This is a genomic window from Phaeobacter sp. SYSU ZJ3003, assembly GCF_041300735.1.
In the GTDB taxonomy this organism is placed as follows: Bacteria; Pseudomonadota; Alphaproteobacteria; order Rhodobacterales; family Rhodobacteraceae; genus Phycobacter; species Phycobacter gallaeciensis_A.
In genome coordinates this window covers 59,618-71,111 of record NZ_PXNU01000021.1, presented here as the reverse complement: position 1 = coordinate 71,111, position 11,494 = coordinate 59,618, and the positions used below count along the sequence as shown (strand labels likewise).

Here is an 11,494-nt window from a genome sequence, read left to right as displayed (position 1 = left end):
AAACACCGACCCTTCACATGCCCGGAGCGCGCCGCCAGGGAATTTCCACAGCATTCGCGACACGACCTGGCCTGGGCCGAACAGCAGATGAAGGCGGGTGCCTACAGCATCGGCGCGGCAGAGACGGAGGAACCTCCGGACCTGACCGGCCTTTCCTGCCGCTGGAGCAATACGCCCGCCCGCAACGGGCTGATTATGTCGCTGGTTGTCCTGCCCGTTGCAGGCACCGGACCGCATCAGTTTTCACAGATTGCATCCGAACTGCTGGAGCTGACGGCACAACTGGACCGCAGCGGACACCCGGTCCCGGTCAGCGGCCCCGCTCTGAAGTTTCCGCCGCCCGGGCTGATGATCGAAGCGCGTCTTTCGCGGGGCTATATCCCGCTGTCCTTGCGCGCCCTGTGGCTGACCGCAGGGTCCGCCATTGCAAGGTTTCTGTTCGGGCGTGGCAAACCAACCGGCAGTTTTGATCCCGATCACTATCTGTCCGTGCTCAGCGCCAACTCTGACTTCCGAAAATTCGATGACGGGCTGAAGATGACCGTCGATTGTAGCCCTGCCGTGCGGGACCGGGTTCTGGACCTGTTGGAGAGAACACAACAGGCCGGGCAGATTCGCTTCGGCCTGCACGAACAGGACGCAGCCATGGTGACCTGTATCGTGCCCTCTGCCATGCGGGATGATCATGTGCATTTCGTCGATGGGGCTTCGGGCGGCTACACCCAAGCCGCCGCTGACCTGCAACGCCGGACCCAGTCCTGAACCGGCTCTGGCCTGAGCTTACCCCCCATGTGAGTCCCGTTCAGACCTGTTGGAATGCTCCAGTTTTGGGATCATAGCATTCCAGACCACCTTCACCGATGTCCGTCCACAGACCATGCAGGCTGAGCGAGCCTTCGGAGACCGCCTCTTCGATGAAGGGAAAGGTCATCAGATTCTCAAGCGATGCGACAACCGCCTGACGCTCGAACTGGCGCGCCTGATTCTCTGCATCGTCGATGTCTTCGACCAAAGTGAACTTCGGCTTCAGGATGTCCATCCAGCGACCGACGAAACTTTCCTTCGCCTCCAACCCGGGCGCGTGGCCCTTACACATATCGATACAGCCTTGCACGCCTCCGCATTGGGAATGACCCAGCACGATCAGATGCGCCACCTTCAGTACCGTAACCGCGTATTCGATCGTGGCACTGGTGCCGTGGTGGTCGCCATCGGGTGCATAGGGCGGCACCAGATTCGCGATATTGCGATGAATAAAGAACTCACCCTGGTCCGCGCCAAAGATCGAGGTGACGTGAACGCGGCTGTCGCAGCAGGAAATCACCATCGCGCGCGGGCGCTGCCCTTCGGAAGCCAGACGCCGGTACCAGCCCTGGTTTTCCTGATAAGCCGTCGCTTTCCAGCCGTGGTAACGCGTCACGAGATAGCTCGGCAGAGGCTTGGCGTATTGCATATGGTGCATTCCCTGATTTGAACCCTGACAGGGGTGATAGCCTGCATTGTCAGCAAATTCGAGAGATTCCAGCATCAGCCTGGAAACCTTTTGACAACTCTTGAGGGTCAAATTGGTCATCGTGCCGTGGGGGCATAGTGAACTGGGGTGAATGTGGTGACCAATATACTCACTGTCATGCATAAGGAAAACGTGCGTCTGGATCCGGGAAAACTTTCCGAGCTGTATTCACAGCTGGGCGAAACCGGAGCCGAGGACGTTGTTTGCCGTGCAATTGAAGAACTGGCGGTCCGCCTTTCGCATTGCGAACGCTTGTGGCGTCAGAATGATATGGAAAATCTGCGCAAGAACGCGCGCTCACTGATCGCGATTTCGGATCAGATCGGCATGACCGCGATGGCGGCCATCGCCGGCGATGTGACCGACGCCGTCGACAGCAAGGATTCGCCGGCCATTGCGGCAACGGTGTTCCGCCTGCTGCGCGTTGGCGAAAGATCCCTGACCGCAGTCTGGGAACAGCAGGACCTCTCTATCTGAATCCGACACGACCAGAACCCAAATCCGAAATCCTACCCACAGGCTGTATTCACGCAGGGCTTGCAGGCAACGCGGTGACGGATACTCTGACGGCTGAATAAGCCCCCATGACCGGAGTATCCCGATGACCCCCGTTTTTGCCGCACCCTGCGATAATGCTATTGTGCTTTATGTTATTGATCAGGCGTCCTGCGAAACCTGGCTGCAAACCCAGCCAGATCAGGTCGCAGGATGGGCGCGGGCACATGGGTTCAAGGGAGCGATCGGTCAGGTGCTTCTGGTTCCGGCCTCCGATGGAACCGGCCCGGCAATGGCGCTGGCCGGATACGGCAACGCAGCACAGCGTGCGTGTCAGCGGTTTACGCTGGCGGCGGGAGCCGAAAAGCTGCCCGAAGGGATCTATACACTTGCAAGCGGGGGCGATGGCGGCAACGCAATTCCCGAGGCAGCTCTGGAACAGGAATGTTTCGGCTGGCTGATGACGCAGTATCGCTTTGATCGCTACAAGGAGGCCAAGGCGCCCGGTGCTGCTCTGGTTGCACCCGAAGGTGTCGATGCGAAAGCCGTCGAATCGCTGGTGGCCGCCGAATGCCTAACCCGCGATCTGATCAATACACCCGCCGCCGATATGGGCCCTGACCAGCTGCAGGCCGCAGCCGAAGATCTGGCCCGCGAATTCGGCGCCACGGCACAGGTGACGCTGGATCAGGACCTTCTGGAACAGAACCTACCGATGATTCATGCCGTTGGCCGGGCCGCCACGGCGCGCCCCCGCCTCATTGACCTGCGCTGGGGCGACAGCGGACCAAAGCTGACCCTGGTGGGCAAGGGCGTCTGCTTCGACACCGGCGGGCTCAACCTCAAACCCGGCAGCAGCATGGGGTTGATGAAAAAGGACATGGGCGGCTCTGCCACCGTGCTGGGGCTGGCGCGGATGATCATGGCCGCAGGGCTGCCAGTGCAGCTGCGCGTGCTGATCCCCGCGGTTGAAAATGCGGTCTCCGGCAATGCCTTCCGGCCCGGCGATGTACTGACCTCCCGCAAGGGGCTGACGGTCGAGATCAACAACACCGACGCCGAGGGCCGTCTGGTGCTGGCCGATGCCCTGACACTGGCAGATGAGGATACGCCTGACCTGCTGATCTCCATGGCGACGCTGACCGGCGCCGCGCGGGTGGCTGTGGGGCCGGATCTGGCGCCCTTTTACGCCAGCGACGATGCGGATGCCGCTGCCATTGCAGGCACGGCGGGGCAGATGGCCGATCCAGTCTGGCGCATGCCTTTCCACGACCCTTATGAGACGATGATCGAACCCGGCATTGCCGATCTCGACAACGCGCCTGCGGGCGGCTTTGCCGGGTCGATCACCGCCGCCCTTTTCCTGCGCCGCTTTGCGGGCAGCAGCCGCTACATGCATTTCGACATCTATGGCTGGACGCCCAGCGCTGCCCCTGCCCGTCCCAAGGGCGGTGTCGGTCAGGGCGCGCGGGCGATCTTTGCCGCGCTGCCGGAGATGTTGAACCTATGAGCGGCCCCGTGATGGAGAGCTCTGCGCAGGAGCGCGCGCGAATCGCCCTTCCGGTTGTCGATGTTCTGCGACGTCCCGATGGCCCGCGCGACCGGCAGTTTCTTTATGGGGCGCCGGTCGTGGTCCTCTCCTCACGGGATGGCTGGGCGCAGATCCGGGCCGAGAAGGATGGATATACCGGCTATGTCCCGGTGGCGGCCCTGACCGCGCCGCTGGAAGCAACCCATTGGGTCAGCGCCCCGGCGACCCATGCCTATGCGAAACCCGACTTCAAATCGGCGGACCAATGCAGCCTCAGCTTCGGCAGCCTGCTGCGGGTCAGCGAAACCTCCGGGCGTTTCGCGGCAACCGAACTGGGGCATGTCCCCGCCACGCATCTGATGCCCATCGGCAGCCTGATGCAAGATCCGATCACCGTGGCCGAAGGGTTCCTTGGCACGCCCTATCTCTGGGGGGGTGACAGCCGCTTTGGCATCGACTGTTCCGGGCTGGTGCAAGCCGCGCTGATGGCCTGCGGCATTGCGTGCCCCGGCGACAGCGGCCCGCAAGAGCGGGATCTGGGCCGCGCCCTGCCCGAAGGCAGCACCTATATGCGCGGTGATCTGTTGTTCTGGAAAGGCCATGTTGCCCTGGTGCGCGACGGCGAGAGCATCATCCACGCCAATGCCCATGACATGGCCGTGGCGATCGAACCCCTGGAGGCCGCAATCACTCGGATCGCCGAACAGGGCGATGGCCCCGTCACTGCGCACAAACGTTTATCCTGAAAGGGAGGGAAGCTATGCCGTCCCTTGGGGAATTGTATCAGATGCGGCGTGAAGCTCACCTGAGAGATGTCGAGCAAGCTCAGGAGATCGACTTTGTAAAAGAGATGGAAATCGTCTCGACCGAAGGTCCCAACACATGTGATTTCTGCGCCGCTCAGAACAGCAGGCGATACCCGAAATCTAGCGTTCCAGAGCTTCCGCATTCTGAAGCTGACGGTTGTCGGTGTGAGATCGGTTGCCTTTGCACGGTAGTTGCAGTCATGCCGACAGACCTATGATGGTCCAATAAAGGAGCGTCCCGGCCTGAGAGACCGGTGAAAGGCTCAGTCGACGGCGCGGATCAGCTTGCGCTCCAGCACCCGCAGCACGGTTTTCAGATCATGCCCACGCTTCAGGATCTGGCCGTCGATGCCGACCACCGAATACTGCCCCTGACGATTGCGCAGCTTGGGGCGTTTTTCGATCCGGTAAAGCGGGTGTTCAGCGGTGCGCCGGAACACCGAAAAGACGGCGCATTCCCGCAGCGAGGAAATCCCGTAGTCCCGCCATTCCCCCGCAGCGACCATGCGACCGTAAAGGGAAAGGATCACCGAAAGTTCCTTGCGGTCGAATGAAACCTGTTCTGGGATGCCAGCCCCGGGGAATGACGCCGTGTTTTGAAAGCTCATGATATCAGGTTCGCGTCAATCGGGGCGGGAATCAAGCGGTTTCGGCGCGCACGCCCCCATCGCTGCGATGCACATCGGGCACCCAATCCGCATCCGCCCGGTTCCAGAACCGGTTGGGATTGCCTTCGTCTTGTCCCCGGATATGCCGGGTGCGGCTGGCCGCAAGCAGCTGGATCACCGGCTCTTCATAGGGATGAACGTCATAGATCGCCCGCAACAGCGGATCGAGACCAGCGCCAGTTCGCGGCACAAAGACCTGCACTTCGACGCAAGGCACCTCTACCGCCGCTTCGCTGGCCCGGTTGACCCCGCCCGGACGCGAGCGGAACTGCTGCACCCCCGTCGCGGTGGTGAACCCCACCTGATCATAATCGCCCCAGCGCAGTGGATCGCAGGAGATAATCGCATCCATCACCTTTGCGGCGTCACCCTTCGGCACCTGCACCAGCAGCCGGGTGCCGGTCTGAACGGTGTAGCGGTCATCTTGTGTGTCGGATCTGATTTCAGACATGGGGTCCTCCCTCACTCAGTTCCGTCGCACTCCCGGACAGCTCCAGCCCCAGGATCTGTTGCAGCGCCCTGCGGCCCGGCGCGGTGAGGGTCAGCCCCCTTTTGTGGTGGCGGCGCAGCATCCAGCCGCGCTCCAGCGCGTGAGACAGCAGTTGCCGCCCCAGCGGTCCCGCCACATGCAGCCGCCGTTCGGTCCAGTCGAGACAGGGCCGGGCAAAGGGCTGGCGCGCGCTGCGTTGCGGATCCGGCAGGGTGACCCCAAGCGGCGCCCACAGATCGGATGGGACCGTATCGAACCCGCCGTCCCGTTCTGCCAGCATCCCCCGGCGCAAAAAGGCCTGCGTCATCGCCACCGCCAGCGGCCCGGCCAGATGATCATAGCAGCTGCGCACCTCGGCCAGTCCACCCGCCTTGCGGCGCTGCGCCAGATACAGACTGTCGGCAGGGGCGATTGCGGCCAGTTGTTCCAGCGCCTGGGCAACCTCGGCCCCGGACAGCCGGTGATAAACACAGCGGCCCCGTTTCTCCGCCAGCACCAGCCCGGCCTCCTGCAACATCCGCAAATGCGCGGTCGCCGTCTGCGGCGTGATCCCGGCGGCTGCGGCAAGCTCCTTGTTGGTATAGGCCCGCCCCTCCATCAGTTCACACAGCATCCGGGTGCGGCTGGCATCGCCGATGGCCTGCCCCAGAATATCAAAACGCGGGGTCTGCGGGGGCTTATGCGGGTCTGGTCTGTTCATCTGATAACCCTAGGCGCTGCTGCCCCCGGCCCCAAGGACAAAGACTTCGGCGCAGAGCGAAGGATCACCCCTGCGGGCGGGGGCACGCTCAGGCAAAGCTGCCCTGACAGAACCAACCCCGCGACAGCGCCGCGCCATGGGCAAAGAACACCCACAACCGGGCCCCGCAGGTGGTCACCACCACCCAGTAATCGCGCACTCCGCTGCGCCAGTTCGGATCCTCCAACCACCATTCCGGGGCGATCCGCTCGGGGCCTTCGGCGGTTGCCAGTTCCCAGTCGCGCCCGCGCCAACGGAACCGTTCGGGCACCTGGGGCACATCCGGGGCCATCACCAGTTCCGGGCGCCACAGCAACAAGGGGCGCGCATGGGGCGCCGCAGGCCAGTCCTGCGCAGGCTCTGACCAGGCGGCAGCCAGCACCTTGGCGGTTTTTTCCGGGATATGCGTCTCGACCGGGTGGCGCCGGGTGATCGCCTCCAGCCCGACCCGCGCGCCGATACGTCCGATCAGATCTTCCAGCGCCACGGTCTGCCCGCCCGCCTGCCGGGTTCTGGCGGCGGCAGTGGCCTCCAGATGACCGGCCTGGGTGCGGGCATGGATGGGTTCGGCCTGCATGGCCTCAAGACGCAGCATCTCGATGCCGAACCCCGCGTCGATCTGCTCCAGCTTCATCGCCAGCAGCGGCCGGATGCGGTCCGGGTCCCGGCTGGGTCGCGCCAGACCGACGGTCACGATCTGGGCTGCCTGATCGACCCGGTGCGCCTCAAGCCGCAGCAGACGCGCGCCCTTGCCGCGTTCCTCAAGCAAGGCGCAAAGCCGGGGCAGCATTCGGTCGATCCCCGCCTGAAGATCCTCCACCAGGCCGATCGGCTCGGGCAGGGTCAGGCGCACCGCAAAACTGTCAGGCACCCCCGCCGGGGAGACCGGTTCCGGGGTACTGCCCATGGCCTGATCAAGCCGCAGCACCAGCCCCCGGCCAAAGCGCCGCGCCAGACTGGCCCGGGGCTGATCCAGAAGATCGCCGATCTGCCGCAAGCCAAGTCGGCCCAGCTGCGCCACGGCTGATGCCTCCAGCCGCAGGGCCGCCACCGGCAGGGGCGCCAGCACCCGGTGCGCCTGCCCCACCGGCGCGATCCGTTCGGGCTGCTGCGACAGCTCGACCGCCTGCGGTGCCGCACCACCCCGGGTCCAGTGCCTGCGCCCCGCCTTGCCCGAAGGCGCCCCTTGCCCCGGCGCCGCCGGGCGTACAGATATGCGGGCTGCGCGGGCGCGGGTGGCGCGGGCCTCCTGATCGATGGCATCGCCGGACCGGTCCACCGGCAGCCCGGCCGCCTGCCCTGCATAGCGCGCCAGCGCCCAGGCCGCGCCCAGTGTATCGGCCAGCCCCATCCGCACCGTGATCCCCATGTCCGCGCAGTCCGCATCGATCTGCGTCAGCAGGGCCGCCTCGCCATCAAAAAGATGTGAACAGCCGGTCATGTCGAGATTGATTTCATCCGGGACCTGCGGCGCAACCCAGGGGCTGAACTTGCCCGCCCAGCGCCCAAGAGCCATCAAAAATGCCGTTTCCGCCGGAATATTGCGCTTACGAGTCAAGAGCGTAGCGCAAATGGCATGGGCATCACGCAGCGGCTGCCCAACAAAAAGCCCCTCGGCCTCGGCCGCCTCATTTAACGCAGAAATAACCTGTGTGTTGGAAAGTTCCTCCACAATGGCCAGAGGCCCGGCAAGACTGCCACGCCCCGCGCGCATCACACGCTCTGCTCCGAGACGCGGAAACCAGAGCGACAATATGCGGCGATGGGACATGACACGATCCGGTTTGATGGTCCAAAATTTTCGAAAACAAGCAGTCGGCACCGCCTATGTTCTACATTTGTTCCAATCATTCGATTCGGTCAATCCACCCCCACACACAGGAGCCGCGCTCATGACGCATCCGCTCATGCCCTCTGTCTCGCCGCGCGGCTTGCGCAGTATTCCTGTCCTTCTGGTGCTGGGTCTGGCCCTGGCAGGTGCGCAACTGGATGCAGCCGCACCGATCGCAGACAAGCACGTCAAGCGGCGGGTCGAGCTGATGGCTACCCAGAAAGCGGCCATTACCACGCTGGCTGACATGATGGCCGGGCGCACCAGCTTTAACGCCTCCAAGGCCAAGGCCGCCCGGCGCACGCTGGTGAAAACAACAGGCGACATCCGCAAACGGTTCAAGAAACCGCGCATGGATCCCAATTCACACGCCAACCCGCTGATCTGGCAACAATGGGATGATTTCGAAACCCGGGCAGAGACCGCCAAGGATGCCGCCAAACAGCTGAACGCATATACCCTGAACGGACTGCTGCGGACGGTGCCGAGCATGGTGCAGGCTTGCCTCAGCTGCCACGAAACCTACCGGAATGCGCCCAACGATTTCATCACCCACTGAGGGAGACGTGACACAGGAGGGCCGCCCAGAGGGCGGGCCTCCATCAACGGCACTGCGCTGCGCCGGAGCAGGCGACACAGACTAAGGACAGGCTCGTCCTGGTCAGCCACCATAACGGGCCAAGAACAGCTCCACCGCCCCTGCGATCACCCGCTCGCGCTCTTCGGCCGAAAACTCGGTATCGATGTTGAAGATCAGACGCGGCACCAGATCGGCCCGGCACAATTCGGCAAACTGATCCGCGGCAAGGTCGAAATCCTCGATCTGCAATTCCCCCCGTGCAGCCGCGCCTTTCAGGTAATCGCGCAGCCGGGCCCTGACCACCATCGGCCCACTTTCATAGAACTGGCGCCCAAGATCCGGGAAGCGATCTGCCTCGGCCACGCAGATCCGGAACATGCGCAGGCCGAATTCCGACAGGCTGACCGACAGGATGTGGCGCCCGGCAGCGCAAAGCACATCACGCGGTGTGCAGCAGGCCCCAGCCAGATCCATCGGCGCATCCGCCTGACGGGCGCATTCGTTGCGGGCAACTTCCATGAACAGCAGGCGCTTGTCGGGGAAATAGCTATAGAGCGTTGCCTTGGACACACCCGCAGCACGGGCGATATCGTCGACGCTGGCGCCTTCAAAGCCATCGGCCATGAACACCTCGCGCGCGCCTTCCAGAACCTGGTCAAACTTGCGTCCGGTCCTGACAATGCTGGCTTGCTCATTCATGACCGGTCCTCGTGGCGCTGGCGGGATGACCGGATCACTTTAGCCTACCCATCCGCTGTTCAACAACTCCCCAGTCATCAACACTCCAGCAGCACCCGGAACACCCGACGTCAAAGCATGAGCAACAACGACAAATGCTGCACTCTGCCGCAGCGCGCCTCTGCCGATGGGTCTTGCGCTTTGTCCTCATGCCCATATGGTTAGAACCATTCTAAAAAGATGAGGCCCAAATGCGCTTTCTTCCACAGCGAAAACGGTTTTCGGACCTGACCGGCCAGGAGATCCTGGCGCTGGCCATTTCATCCGAAGAAGACGACGCCCGGATCTATCGCGGCTATGCCGCGCGGCTGCGGGAGGATTTTCCTGCCACCGCGAAGATGTTCGATGGCATGGCCGCCGAAGAGGATGAGCACCGCACCCGGCTGATCGCCTTGCATGAACAGCGGTTTGGCCCGGCGATCCCGCTGATCCGGCGGGAACACGTGGCCGGTTATTACAACCGTCGCCCAATCTGGCTGATGGAGAACCTCAGCCTTGAGCGGATCCGCGAAGAAGCCAAGGCGATGGAGGCGGAGGCCGAACGCTTCTACCTCGCCGCAGCAGCCCGCACCCAAGATGCCGCCACCCGCAAATTGCTGGGCGATCTGGCGGCCGCCGAAGCGGGTCACCGCGACACCGCCGCCGAGCTGGAAGAGGCGCATCTGACGGGCGATGCGCGATCTGAGGAAGACCGCACCGCGCACCGGCAGTTCGTGCTGACCTGGGTGCAGCCGGGGCTGGCCGGGCTGATGGACGGTTCGGTCTCCACCCTGGCGCCGATCTTTGCTACCGCCTTTGCCACGCAGGACACCTGGACAACCTTCCTGGTCGGCGTTGCTGCCTCTGTGGGGGCGGGCATTTCCATGGGCTTTACCGAGGCAGCCTCGGACGATGGCGAGCTGTCGGGGCGCGGATCGCCGATGAAACGGGGCATTGCCTCGGGGGTGATGACAACGCTCGGCGGGCTTGGCCATGCCCTGCCCTATCTGATCCCCGAGTTCTGGACCGCGACGACCATCGCCTTTGTCATCGTGTTCGTGGAACTCTGGGCAATTGCCTGGATCCAGAACAAATACATGGAGACACCGTTCTGGCGCGCCACGCTGCAGGTGGTTCTGGGGGGAGCACTGGTTCTGGGCGCGGGCGCCCTGATCGGCAGCGGCTGACCGTCCGGAGCTACAGCGGCGGAATGCTCCCGCCCGTCGGCAACAGGCCCAAGGCCTGCCCCCTCCCGTTGGGCATAGCGCCGCGCCGACGCGCGGCGGGTTGCGCACCATCACCACCGGGGCACAGGCCGAAGCAGGAAAAACCATAGCCAAAGCATATCCCTGCCGTGCGCCAGCGCGGCGCGGTCCAACGGGAGCCCTGCATGTTTCATGAAGAGGCGACGGGCGGGAGGGGCGCGCCTTACCCTAATCGCAGTCACTGCTGCGGCGGGCTTGAAAGCCGCGAGGTTTCGCCAGACATATCCTGACAACACCCCGGCGATCCAACGTACCGCTACTTGTTTCCCAATGTCAGACAGGCAGTTCGATTTTGCAGAAATCAAAAAAACATATAGTTTTAAAGTAGTTTCAATTCACTACACGACGTACAGCACGTCGCCTGTTGTGCGTCTACTGCCTCAGTACCCCCAAGGGACGAAAGCCCGTTTTCCACAGGCTATCCACGAATTAGCCCACAGGGATTTCCAGATGGCTTTGTGATCCGGGAACACGGTATTTTCTGTCACGGGCCGACGCAGGAAGCATCTGACAGAAACCAGCGTTTGGCCCCTTGAGAACTGTCAACAATAGGATGACTAATGAACAAATCTTCCTGCAAACAACAGAAATCCAACCTCCTAGGCATCAAAAGTAAGACGCGTATTGGAGAGGTGAGCATTCTAATGCGCACCAGCAGCCCTGCATTGATCGGCTTCACCGTCGCAGCCGGTTTGGCGTTCTGGTGGATGATCCTCGGCTAAAACATATTGGTCAGGCGCCTTTGAGGGGGGCCTCTATCTCCTCCCTCACCGCCTGTTTGATGGTCCCGAATGCCGTTACGGCCAGTACATCCACCAGCCTACTGCAAACCCGGGCCGAAAATGCCAGCCGACGCAAT

At 62.9% G+C, this 11,494-nt stretch carries 13 protein-coding genes; 7 read left to right on the top strand and 6 right to left on the bottom strand.

What is annotated here, in order from left to right; genetic code table 11:
• Positions 1–762, top strand: a 762-nt coding sequence (locus tag C6W91_RS09495) for a DUF3095 family protein (RefSeq protein WP_370570774.1), incomplete at its 5' end; no start/stop codon positions are given.
• Positions 763–802: 40 nt separating this feature from the next.
• Here the strand turns inward: C6W91_RS09495 and C6W91_RS09490 are convergent.
• On the bottom strand, positions 803–1,453 hold the full coding sequence (locus tag C6W91_RS09490) for a carbonic anhydrase (protein WP_065273602.1): 651 nt from the start codon (positions 1,451–1,453) through the stop codon (positions 803–805).
• 177 nt (positions 1,454–1,630) lie between these two features.
• Between C6W91_RS09490 and C6W91_RS09485 the strand changes: the two genes are divergently transcribed.
• The 3 genes from C6W91_RS09485 to C6W91_RS09475 all read left to right on the top strand — a co-directional run bounded on the left by C6W91_RS09485 (position 1,631) and on the right by C6W91_RS09475 (position 4,285).
• Positions 1,631–1,990: a hypothetical protein gene (locus C6W91_RS09485; protein WP_065271624.1), complete on the top strand. Its 360-nt coding sequence runs from the start codon at positions 1,631–1,633 to the stop codon at positions 1,988–1,990.
• Positions 1,991–2,114: 124 nt separating this feature from the next.
• On the top strand, positions 2,115–3,518 hold the full coding sequence (locus C6W91_RS09480; protein ID WP_274839993.1) for a M17 family metallopeptidase: 1,404 nt from the start codon (positions 2,115–2,117) through the stop codon (positions 3,516–3,518).
• Positions 3,515–4,285 (top strand): NlpC/P60 family protein, encoded by a 771-nt coding sequence (locus C6W91_RS09475; RefSeq protein ID WP_274839994.1) that lies wholly within the window; start codon positions 3,515–3,517, stop codon positions 4,283–4,285. Before C6W91_RS09480 ends, C6W91_RS09475 begins: the two co-directional genes overlap by 4 nt.
• 323 nt (positions 4,286–4,608) lie before the next feature.
• On the opposite strand, the gene C6W91_RS09470 is transcribed toward C6W91_RS09475, so the two are convergent.
• The 4 genes from C6W91_RS09470 to C6W91_RS09455 all read right to left on the bottom strand — a co-directional run bounded on the left by C6W91_RS09470 (position 4,609) and on the right by C6W91_RS09455 (position 8,013).
• Complete coding sequence (locus tag C6W91_RS09470; protein WP_065271626.1) at positions 4,609–4,953, bottom strand: DUF2794 domain-containing protein; 345 nt, start codon at positions 4,951–4,953, stop codon at positions 4,609–4,611.
• A gap of 31 nt (positions 4,954–4,984) precedes the next feature.
• Positions 4,985–5,464, bottom strand: a complete 480-nt coding sequence (locus tag C6W91_RS09465; RefSeq protein WP_274839995.1) for a hypothetical protein — start codon at positions 5,462–5,464, stop codon at positions 4,985–4,987.
• On the bottom strand, positions 5,457–6,203 hold the full coding sequence (locus C6W91_RS09460) for a helix-turn-helix transcriptional regulator (protein WP_274839996.1): 747 nt from the start codon (positions 6,201–6,203) through the stop codon (positions 5,457–5,459). The genes C6W91_RS09465 and C6W91_RS09460 overlap by 8 nt, the downstream gene beginning before the upstream one ends.
• Positions 6,204–6,291: 88 nt before the next feature.
• Positions 6,292–8,013: a DNA polymerase Y family protein gene (locus C6W91_RS09455; RefSeq protein WP_065271628.1), complete on the bottom strand. Its 1,722-nt coding sequence runs from the start codon at positions 8,011–8,013 to the stop codon at positions 6,292–6,294.
• 121 nt (positions 8,014–8,134) lie between these two features.
• Between C6W91_RS09455 and C6W91_RS09450 the strand changes: the two genes are divergently transcribed.
• Positions 8,135–8,632 carry a cytochrome c gene (locus C6W91_RS09450; RefSeq protein WP_237028443.1) on the top strand — a complete coding sequence of 166 codons (498 nt, stop codon included), beginning with the start codon at positions 8,135–8,137 and terminating at the stop codon, positions 8,630–8,632.
• A gap of 102 nt (positions 8,633–8,734) precedes the next feature.
• On the opposite strand, the gene C6W91_RS09445 is transcribed toward C6W91_RS09450, so the two are convergent.
• Positions 8,735–9,352 carry a TetR/AcrR family transcriptional regulator gene (locus tag C6W91_RS09445; RefSeq protein ID WP_065271630.1) on the bottom strand — a complete coding sequence of 206 codons (618 nt, stop codon included), beginning with the start codon at positions 9,350–9,352 and terminating at the stop codon, positions 8,735–8,737.
• A 230-nt stretch (positions 9,353–9,582) separates the two neighbouring features.
• Here C6W91_RS09445 and mbfA point away from each other — a divergent pair, with 230 nt between their 5' ends.
• Together mbfA and C6W91_RS09435 are read left to right on the top strand one after the other, a co-directional pair.
• Positions 9,583–10,557 carry an iron exporter MbfA gene (mbfA, locus tag C6W91_RS09440; RefSeq protein WP_065271631.1) on the top strand — a complete coding sequence of 325 codons (975 nt, stop codon included), beginning with the start codon at positions 9,583–9,585 and terminating at the stop codon, positions 10,555–10,557.
• Positions 10,558–11,195: 638 nt separating this feature from the next.
• Positions 11,196–11,357: a hypothetical protein gene (locus C6W91_RS09435; protein ID WP_156767918.1), complete on the top strand. Its 162-nt coding sequence runs from the start codon at positions 11,196–11,198 to the stop codon at positions 11,355–11,357.
• Positions 11,358–11,494: the final 137 nt, after the last annotated feature.

Excerpts from the sequence above, each read along its gene's own strand:
- C6W91_RS09450 (WP_237028443.1), top strand. The coding sequence starts at position 8,135 with ATGACGCATCCGCTCATGCCCTCTGTCTCGCCGCGCGGCTTGCGCAGT.
- C6W91_RS09490 (WP_065273602.1), bottom strand. The coding sequence starts at position 1,453 with ATGCAATACGCCAAGCCTCTGCCGAGCTATCTCGTGACGCGTTACCAC.
- C6W91_RS09480 (WP_274839993.1), top strand. The coding sequence starts at position 2,115 with ATGACCCCCGTTTTTGCCGCACCCTGCGATAATGCTATTGTGCTTTAT.
- C6W91_RS09475 (WP_274839994.1), top strand. The coding sequence starts at position 3,515 with ATGAGCGGCCCCGTGATGGAGAGCTCTGCGCAGGAGCGCGCGCGAATC.
- C6W91_RS09485 (WP_065271624.1), top strand. The coding sequence starts at position 1,631 with ATGCATAAGGAAAACGTGCGTCTGGATCCGGGAAAACTTTCCGAGCTG.
- C6W91_RS09435 (WP_156767918.1), top strand. The coding sequence starts at position 11,196 with ATGAACAAATCTTCCTGCAAACAACAGAAATCCAACCTCCTAGGCATC.
- mbfA (WP_065271631.1), top strand. The coding sequence starts at position 9,583 with ATGCGCTTTCTTCCACAGCGAAAACGGTTTTCGGACCTGACCGGCCAG.
- C6W91_RS09470 (WP_065271626.1), bottom strand. The coding sequence starts at position 4,953 with ATGAGCTTTCAAAACACGGCGTCATTCCCCGGGGCTGGCATCCCAGAA.
- C6W91_RS09465 (WP_274839995.1), bottom strand. The coding sequence starts at position 5,464 with ATGTCTGAAATCAGATCCGACACACAAGATGACCGCTACACCGTTCAG.
- C6W91_RS09455 (WP_065271628.1), bottom strand. The coding sequence starts at position 8,013 with ATGTCCCATCGCCGCATATTGTCGCTCTGGTTTCCGCGTCTCGGAGCA.
- C6W91_RS09460 (WP_274839996.1), bottom strand. The coding sequence starts at position 6,203 with ATGAACAGACCAGACCCGCATAAGCCCCCGCAGACCCCGCGTTTTGAT.
- C6W91_RS09445 (WP_065271630.1), bottom strand. The coding sequence starts at position 9,352 with ATGAATGAGCAAGCCAGCATTGTCAGGACCGGACGCAAGTTTGACCAG.